Origin of the sequence: Paracoccus benzoatiresistens (assembly GCF_026913015.1) — a bacterium.
Classification (GTDB): Bacteria; Pseudomonadota; Alphaproteobacteria; order Rhodobacterales; family Rhodobacteraceae; genus Paracoccus; species Paracoccus benzoatiresistens.
Genome location: NZ_JAPTYD010000092.1, coordinates 1 through 9139, shown reverse-complemented (window position 1 = coordinate 9139; position 9139 = coordinate 1). Strand labels below are relative to the sequence as shown.

Annotated in this window: 7 protein-coding genes; 1 reads left to right on the top strand and 6 read right to left on the bottom strand. The window is 57.6% G+C overall.

Annotated elements, in window-relative coordinates; translation table 11 throughout:
- Positions 1-50 precede the first annotated feature (50 nt).
- A protein-coding gene (locus tag OU682_RS22665; RefSeq protein ID WP_268944461.1) for an IS3 family transposase occupies positions 51-1171 on the top strand; the annotation gives its coding sequence in 2 pieces (ribosomal slippage) (positions 51-309 and positions 309-1171; 1122 coding nt in all).
- A 98-nt stretch (positions 1172-1269) separates the two neighbouring features.
- Here OU682_RS22665 and OU682_RS22660 read toward each other — a convergent pair.
- The 6 genes from OU682_RS22660 to OU682_RS24450 all read right to left on the bottom strand — a co-directional run bounded on the left by OU682_RS22660 (position 1270) and on the right by OU682_RS24450 (position 8275).
- A complete protein-coding gene (locus OU682_RS22660) occupies positions 1270-1965 on the bottom strand; it encodes a sugar transferase (protein WP_268944460.1) in 696 nt (231 codons plus the stop codon).
- Between the two features lie 343 nt (positions 1966-2308).
- The gene (locus OU682_RS22655) at positions 2309-3664 is read right to left on the bottom strand and encodes a polysaccharide biosynthesis/export family protein (RefSeq protein ID WP_268944459.1); all 1356 of its coding nucleotides are present in this window, start codon (positions 3662-3664) and stop codon (positions 2309-2311) included.
- 18 nt (positions 3665-3682) lie between these two features.
- Entirely contained in the window at positions 3683-4186 is a 504-nt protein-coding gene (locus tag OU682_RS22650) for a YjbF family lipoprotein (RefSeq protein WP_268944458.1), read from the bottom strand.
- A 122-nt stretch (positions 4187-4308) separates the two neighbouring features.
- On the bottom strand, positions 4309-6429 hold the full coding sequence (locus OU682_RS22645) for a YjbH domain-containing protein (protein WP_268944457.1): 2121 nt from the start codon (positions 6427-6429) through the stop codon (positions 4309-4311).
- 57 nt (positions 6430-6486) lie between these two features.
- Positions 6487-7287: a metallophosphoesterase gene (locus tag OU682_RS22640; RefSeq protein ID WP_268944456.1), complete on the bottom strand. Its 801-nt coding sequence runs from the start codon at positions 7285-7287 to the stop codon at positions 6487-6489.
- A 523-nt stretch (positions 7288-7810) separates the two neighbouring features.
- Complete coding sequence (locus OU682_RS24450; protein WP_371832304.1) at positions 7811-8275, bottom strand: zinc ribbon domain-containing protein; 465 nt, start codon at positions 8273-8275, stop codon at positions 7811-7813.
- Positions 8276-9139: the final 864 nt, after the last annotated feature.

Below are 9139 nucleotides of genomic sequence, written 5' to 3'. Positions count from 1 at the left end.
GCCGCCGGCTGGGTGGGTGTCAGTTCACCCGGAGATTACGCCGCCATCCAATTTCTACCACTTCCGAGACACGACCCGTTCTGAAGCTTCGGCAGATCGAAGTGCTTCACGGACAAGGAATGGCAATCTCGGACGCGGTGCGGCAGATCGGCGTGACCGAGCCGACATATTATCGCTGGCGCAAGCAGTATGGCGGCATGAACCGGGATCAGCTGAAGCGGCTCAAGGAGCTTGAGGCGGAGAACCAGCGACTGCGGCGCGCGGTGTCAGATCTGACCTTGGACAAGATGATCCTGAGCGAGGCTGCACGGGGAAACTTCTAAGCCCTTCACGCCGTCGCCAGTGCATCGAGCATGTGCGGCAGGCGCTCGGCATATCCGAGCGCCGCGCCTGCCGCACCCTCGGACAGCACCGCTCGACGCAACGCAAGGTTCCTTGCGGCGCCCCGGACGAAGAACGGCTGACGGAGGACATCATCGCGCTCGCTCGCTCCTACGGGCGATATGGCTATCGGATGATCACCGGACTGCTGAACAACGCCGGTTGGCATGTAAATCATAAACGCGTGGAACGGATATGGCGGCGTGAAGGGCTAAAGGTTCCGCAAAAGCAGGCAAAGAAGGGTCGGCTCTGGTTGAACGACGGGTCCTGCGTCCGTCTCCGGCCGGAGCACCCGAACCACGTCTGGTCCTATGATTTCGTTCAGGACCGGACACATGACGGACGGCTGTTTCGGACGCTCAATATCATCGACGAATTCACGAAGGAGGCGCTGGTGATCCGTGTAAACCGCAAGCTCAATTCCACCGACGTCATCGACGCCCTGACGGATCTGTTCATCTTGCGTGTTCCGCCTGCGTTCATAAGGTCCAATAATGGCGCGGAATTCATTGCCAAGAAGGTGCAGGGCTGGATCGGCGCAGTTGGTGCCAAGACCGCGTTCATCGAGCCGGGCTCACCCTGGGAGAACGGGTATTGCGAGAGCTTCAACGCCCGATTTCGCGACGAGCTACTGGACGCCGAGGTCTTTTATTCGCTCAGGGAGACCCAGATCCTCATCGAGCGATGGCGCCGCCACTACAACACTGTCAGGCCGCACAGCTCCCTGGGATATCGCCCGCCCGCACCGGAAGCCGTCATCCCGATAGACCAACGGCCGACGATGCACTAACAATCAACCCGGACCACTCGGTGGGGGCAGTCCAAGGGAGTGCAAAATGACTTATGTAAGGATCACAACTACACAACGGACAGAAATCGCGAAAGTTGTTAGCGGCCGGTCCGCCCCAACACGGCCAGTATAGTTCGAACCACGATCTTGATATCCATCGCCAGACTGCATTCGCGCCGATATCGCATATCTAGGTGCACTCGCTCGTCATAGCTCAGGTCATTTCGGCCGCTGATCTGCCACAAGCCGGTCAAACCCGGGCGAATAGCCTTATAGTCCGTCGCGGCCTTGCCATACATGTTCAACTCGTCTGTGATCACGGGGCGCGGACCTACCCAGCTCATCTCACCGCGAACAATATTCCAGATCTGCGGCAACTCATCAAGACTTGACCGGCGCAGGAAACGACCGAAGCGAGTGATCCGTGGGTCGTTCTCCAGTTTATAGTTTGCCTCCCATTCCGCGCGTGCAGCGGGGTTCTCGGCCAAATGCCGGACCAGACGTGCTTCGGCATTGGGAACCATCGAGCGCAGCTTCCAGCATTTGAACGGCTTGCCATTCCGCCCGACTCGCTTGTGACCAAAGAAGGGCTTGCCGCCATCCAGCATGACCAGAACTGCAATTGGCACAATCAGCATCAAAAATGCAGGCAGAAAAATGCAGGTCAGCACCACATCGCACAGGCGCTTGCCATATCGGACATAAAGACGGTCTATCGTCCCATTTGCGGAGCCATGTTTGAATTCTACAGTCGTTCCGCTTCGAAAAATCAATGTTTCGGACTGATGCTTCATTGTTCAATACCGTTCAAAATTGATAACTTGCCCGAAGGCAGTCGGAGGACGCGAGACAGAGAAGAAGCTCGTAGAAGTTTCTCAAAGTCAAAACACAGCCTCATAGCCGATCTGTTTAAGCAACCACATCCTTCGACGGGGCCGTTCTCGGTTAGTTGCCGCTAACTAGTCCGAATCACTGAACTCCTACACCACGAAATACAAACTCCACTCTTCTTCTGCCTTCTAAGCCGTCTTTATGAAAGTTCCACGTCGATAGTTTGATTTGATTATGCTACACGCCATAGTTGCATATTTGTCACGCTTATAGAGCCTAACAAAACACCATGTGCTTGTTTTGACTTCACTGCGTGGCGTTATCCAACGGTACAGTGATCAGCGAGGGAGAAATCTGGTCAAGCACCCGATCCCACTTCGTCACCGGCTGTTCCGCAACGAAGACGACATCATCGGGGCGCAGTTGCATCCGCGTCGACAACATCATGCCCGTGGCAGAGGTGCCGTCTAGGTGCCAAGCTGTAATTCCTCCAAATTCCCGTGGATCTGGTGAACCTCGCAAGATGTAGATCTGCCTAGGGTTGCCAGACACAGCCTGCACGCCGCCGCTATCGTATAGGGCATCGGCAAGGCTTGCCGTTTGCTCGTAGGGAAGTGGCCACCGCCCTGGTTTGACGACCTCGCCGCTAAGAAAGACGTAGTCGCGTTTCTCGGCGCCATATTCGATTCTTGCCTCGAAATTGTCGCGCTGCTCGGCCAAGTCCTGACGACGGATCGCAACCTCTTGGCTCAATGCTGTCATCGCCTCACTGCGGATCGAAGCCCGTGTCGACGACAGCTGGATCTGTTCTTCGAAATAGGCCTGCGCTTTGGCCAAGTCGTATTCGGTATCTACAAAGACCGAATCGCCGTCGATCAGGCGCAACTTCTGATAAGCCGGCGTGCGTAGAAAATCCTCGACGGGCAGTTCGTATAGTGACCCATCACGATAAATCCGGATCACGGCAGAATCGCGATCCGCTGCGCTGACCCCACCAACTTTGGCCATAGCAGTATCCAGCGTCAGCGGTGTCAGCGTGATCGGGGCAACTCCCGGATTGACGACGGCACCACCTATCGAGACTCGGCGGGCATTGAACTCGGCCACTTCAAGGCTGAAAGTCGGATCGATCTGACGTTCGACGAGACGCTGAAATAGTGTCGTTTCCGCCTCTTCCATTGTCATGTCGGCAATCCGCACACGTCCGACATCCGGGATTGCAATTGTGCCGTCATCTTGCACAGTATAACCCTGACGCCGGTTTTCTGCCGCTAGCAGACCCGACAGTTCCGACACGGTATTCCCGGGAGTTTTGGTAGCCAACAGCACGACGTCACCGACCCCGATACGATAAGGGTCGTTTGGTGGGGTTGGCGGCAGGCGGGTCTCCAATGCACCAGGGCGATATTCGGGCGAATGCGCAGGGTTCGGCAGGCTTTCCATGCCGTCACTTGAACCGTAGGTTCCGGCCGAGGCGCGGAAGGCGGCGGGCAGGCTGCGTGGGTTGTATGCCTGACTATTTGCAGCCAGCAAAGTTTCCGGTGTCAGTTCGATGATCCGGACCTTGGCGCCATCGACAACGCCTTCGCGGACGTTGGGACTGTGATAGACGACGCCGCAACCTGCAAGCAGCGCGAATAGAGAAAGGGTTAGTTTGCGCATGGTGTCTCCGCAGACATGTCAGTGCAGGAACAGAATTCGGATGCGACCAACATCGCGGTTGAAGATCTGCTCGGATTGAAGGATCTGGCCATCGTGAAGCCAGTAGCGATTTTCGAGGTCACCTGAGGGACTGTAGCATTGCTCATCCACCCGTAAGGTGCTGGCATAGCTGGTCTCGCCGGTGCGGATGGTCTCGCTTCCCGCCGGCACAATGTCGCAAACATACGAGGTGATCTTCAGCCGGTCTTGCCCGTCCAGTTGACGATGGATGCGGGTGATCTGACCTGTCATGCCGGAAGTGATTACAGGTACTGCCTGATCGGCATCTATCGTCATCAGATCGAAGGCCATGCCCCTGGTGCCGATGATCATGCCGTCTCGAGTATAGATCTGAACGTTGTCGGCCGCGCGCCATCGCGCCACCCCATCTCGCATTCCGGCAAGCACCAGTGTTGAGGCTCGATCCTGATCCAGGAGCCAGACGATCATCTGTGGCGCGCCCGCAGCGATCAGTCCCTGCATTTCGGCTTCATTGGTTCCTAGTTTGGGGCCAACAATCGCTGTAAGTACCAAGTCTGGCGGCGGTGTAGAGCAGCCAAGCAGGAGCGCAGGCAGAGCCGCGCAAATCAGCTTGCGTAGTGCTATCATCTCCAGAAGCGCCCCCACCGCTGGCCCTGCGCGGCCTCACGTTCGTTGCGGGTCAGGTCGTAGAGCCGGTTGCGGACATAGAGCCGGGCTCCGCCGTCGCGCTGGATTGGTCGGATTACAGTTCCTGGCGCCCCTCGCGACGGGAGGCCGGTTAGCCAGCTCACCGGCACACTGAAACTTATGCCTTTGTCGAATGCGCCCTCGCCGAACTCATCGGAACTGACATCCGTCAAGGTAAAGAAAGCCCCGACCGAGAAGCCATTTTCAAAACGTCGCGTCAGGCTCAACGTGCCGCCCCAGTCGCCTGCCAAATAGCGACCTAGATCCACCTGTGTCTGATAGCCACCGCCAAGATTGTAATAGCCAGATACGTGACCAGTCACGACATCATAGTCCTGAAAGCCAAGTCCCTCGAAGTCTCGCTGAACCGCATAGTTCAATTCAGCGCCAAATGCATAGCGTTGATCGACTGGCGTCCAAAGAACCTCACCCGACACTCCACCATACATCCGCTCGAACAAGCCGACCGTGGCGCGGGTGTAGATATTAGGTGCAGGGCGCGCAAAATGTTCGGCCGTCAGGAAGGGTATATAAGGGTCGTTGCTCTGGAAGTAGAGGGCCGTATCCGACCGGACATGAGGCAGCTCGGAATCTGAGCGCCGCGTGATCTCGTCAAGATTGCCTATGATCTTCTGTCGCGCCGCTCCAGAAATGTAGACACCTTGTACAGGAGACCATTCACCGAAAAGCTCGGCACCAAGATCGGCGCGGGCCGGGTTGTCGGGGTCGAACAGAGCCGGTTGCAAATAGGGTCCAAGCGCGACGCTCCAAGTTTTTTCCGGGTCCCACCGCGGATCGGGGAGGCCCGCTCCGTCTGTGATTTTTGCGCGAACAAATGCCTGCCATGCCCCGTCAGGCGCATATTCCAGCTCTTCTAGATCTTCGCGGGTTACACTAACCTGGTAGCTGGTCATCCCCTGGATCTTGTCTTGAATACGAAACTCAGTGACTTCCGCGGGCAGTTGCTGGCTTAGCACCCGCGCGGTGCGTCCCCAGGACTGTGCCGAGGACGACCAACGCAGGTTCGAAATGGCGACCGTAGCTGAAGGGCCTTCAATACTGATACCCTCCAGTCCAATGCCCTGGTCCCGCAAAGCGGACCGGAGCCGGTCGCGATCCGGTTTCGCCGGCTCCCCCCAAGACATAACTGCTTCATTGGTCCCCGCCAGGACGGCTGGCGGCGCAGCTTCGCGACCGGAAGGGAACTTTGGCTTCGCGGGATCGATCAGCACGCTATAGCTGAGCGTTGCTGCTGAACCATGTATCAGCGCCAGTCCCAAAGTGCTGCCGCTGTTAAAGCTATACTGCAGACCCAGATTGATCGGCGTGCGATAATCGAAGCCCATCCGGTCAACTTCGTTCACCATCGCGTCCGAAGAATATTCGAGGCTCGCCTTCAGCTTATCGGTCGCCTGCCAGTTCACCCCGAAGAACGCCGCCGCCGGGCCTCGGAAGAAGCGGTCGAAATCAACTTTGCCCGTTTCTGAAATTCCACCTGATCCCGGTCGCGTATCGAAACGATCGTCAATCACGCCTAGGGGGTTATTGAAACTGTTATAGGTCCCGAAACGTCCCCAGCCTATCCCTGCCGTGACAAAGAAATCCTCGCCAAAATGCTTCGACGTAACCACATACTCGGCACCATAGACCCCGGTTCCCCCAAAATCCTGCAAGCCGATCGAAACAGACGGTTGCCATCCCAACCGATTTTCACGCATGACTTGGTAGCGAAGGTCAAAACTACGGTCATAGAGAGAAAGATTGTCGGAGGAATAGTCTTCCAGATAGGAATAGCGAAAGACACCTGTCAAGCGGGGCGAGATCTGAAAGGCCATATTGCCCCGGACGACCCCGCCCGCCTGAATGTTTGCCGACAGCGCTAAATTACCATCCGGCAAGACTTCGGCGGATGGCATCTCGATGTGACCCGGAACGCCGTAGACCGACAATCCGACTGGAGTGCCATCCTGCGAATGGCCTGCAGAAGTCGAGATTACCCAAACCCCACCGATCAGAAGAGCTTTTCGGGTCACAAAAAGCCCGCCTTGCAAATTCATAGGTCTCATTTCGAAGTAGTTGATCGTCTGGGGCGGATGTGGCGAATACTAAAAGAGTTAAGATTTGACCAGAGAATTTATGAGTCCTATCATAACTCTCTCATGCTCAGGCAACGCCGGGTCGATCAGCGCGTAACTCAATTTGCCTGTCGCATATGCACCTGTGTCGAGCGCGATTTTCCCCGGCTTTTTGCTAGCTCGTTCAACAATGGTGTGACCATAGACGACCCAGAGTCCGTCTCGTCGAGGTTGATGAGCGAAACTCGGATGACCCCAGAGCATAGTTTTGGCTGCCTGACAAGCCAGTGGATGCGCAGGGTCTAGTCCGGCATGCACAGCGACTACATTCCCACTCCGATAGTTCAGCGGAAGCCCGCTCAACCAGTCCAAGGTAGCGGCACCAATCTGCTCTCTCAACAGGGCCGCTGCTTCAACCGCAGGCAGTTGTTCTAGCACATACTCATCTATCCCAAAGCTGGCAGCAGCTTGCCGACCACCGTGGCGTAGCCATGTGGATAGATTGTCTTCTGGGTTAGCGATGGCAGCCAACAGCATTTCTTCATGATTGCCCTTCAGGCAGATCGCGCCGCCGGTCGTAGCATCTTGCAACCGTGCCAGCACACCAGCGCTGTCCGGCCCACGATCAATCATGTCACCCAAGACGATCAGAGTTGCCGATGGAAAATGTCGCTGCCTCAGCAACAGAAACTGCTCAAGGCAGTCGAGGCGCCCATGAAGATCGCCGAGAAGACAGATGGTCTCATCCGGCAAGGGCGGGGGAAAACTTTCACCACTTACTTCTGAAAGACCCAAACGGGTTGGACTAGTCGCCCGACGGAACAAAGAAGACAGTTTCACCGGGCGCCAGGCATTAGTTGGTCGAAGGAGTTGAGGGAGTTGATGGAGTGCTGGGGGTGGTCCTGCCTCCGCCGCCGCCCGCAACTGCGACAGCAGCCACCATCGCGCCTGCAAAGCCAAGCACGGGCCCAATTGCGCCTATTGCAGGAATGAAGCCAGCAGCGGGAGCAGCACCTGCTCCTGCGCCAGCAGCCGCTTCATTGCCTGCCTGTCCGCCAATCGACGCAGCGTCTTGTGCAGAAGACGGGACGGCGACTCCGCCAATCGCAGCAGCAAGTACGAAATACTTTAGGATATTCAATATACTACCTCCATATAAAGGCTTGGCCGAATTAGCCAAAATTTCGCGATTTTCTTAGCATGACTTTTTTCTAGCGTCCAACTCTATTTTAGGTAGAATCTATAACAACCTGCCCACACCACAACGGAATTGCCGTTCCTCATAGCTTGACGAGGCACCGTTGCGCTGTTTCGTAGCAAAACGCGGTTTCCTGATGCGAATTGGGAACTCCAAGACGTTCTGCTAAGGTGCCAGCGGGTTGCCGCAAAACACTTTGAATGTCCTAGTGACGATCAGAGTCAGTGATTGCCTTTTCCTCACCTTGGATGAAGCGTGTAGCGCCGTTGGTGAACTCTCCCCACTTGAAGGTGGGGCTTCAGGATTGTCGCCAGGTGCTGGTGCGGAGGGCTGCTCGGGCTGCCACGACGGTTCCGGCCGCGGGGTCTCAGTAAGGCCAAGCGCGTGCAGGTCGCGCCGCAGGATCTCGCAGGCGGCATTGATGTCCCCATTCGCCCGATGACCGCAGGACCGGCATTCGAACCGCTCCCGGTCGATGAGGGAGGTCGCATCGACCGCGCCGCAGCAGCCGCAGGTGCGCGAGGCTTTGCGGGCCGGGACCTCGATGAGGGGCCACCGGCCCAGGCTGGCTTGTAGCCGAGTTGGCGGCGCAACTCGCCCCAACCCTTGTCGGGGATCGCCTGGTTCCATCCGGACTTGGCCGCGACATTGTGGCCCGGCTCCGCGGTTGTGCCGCGGGCTGAAGCGGTCCTGCACCCGCAGCGTCTCGATCATTACACGCTGTGGTTCTTCGCGAGAGAGCCCGTGAGCTGGCGGATCCCGGCGGCGCCGGTCCATCTTCGCCTTGTGCGCCCGCAGGCGCTGCAGCGCTTTCATGCGCCGCTTCGAGCTGCTCCGGGTGCGCGACCGCGCCCAGGTCAGGCGCTTTGCTTCTGCATCTGCCGAGGCGCCCCAAGAGCGCGCCTGCGAGGTGGCCACGGGTTCGCTCACCCCCGATCGAGGGCAACCACATCCTCTGGTGCAGGCGACCGCCGGTCTGGCCGGGCGGCTACCTGCAGCCGCTCCGCGATCAGGACACTGGCATACCAGCGGGTGCCCTCGCGCGAGATCGTCACCCGCCGGACCCGTCCAGGAAGCGGGCGCTGACGAATGGTCTGCGGCTGCCAAGCACGTCTAACGCCAGCTGTAGATTTCCGGCTAAATCGGCGCATCCGAATGCTTCATCCGCCATGCTTCGCTCTCACAAATATTGCCTGGGATCGGAGAGGGCAGGGCGCAAAAACGGTGCTTGTTTGGCGCGCCGCACCATTGGTTTCTGCCGGGTCTGCTTCCAGGAGGTGCAAGTGTGGAGTATCGCTTACGACAGCGTCCTCATGAGCAAGGAAACCACCCAAGCCCAGAATAGGAGAGTTAGCAGGGCCACGACGACCCAAGCTGCGATTTTAAAGGGGTCTGGTTTCATTTACAAACCTCCTTGGCTAGTGTTCTGAATCTGACGCTTGCTACCTGTTCCCGCGGATACCATCGAGTGCATCGAGCGCTCGCCGTTCACGG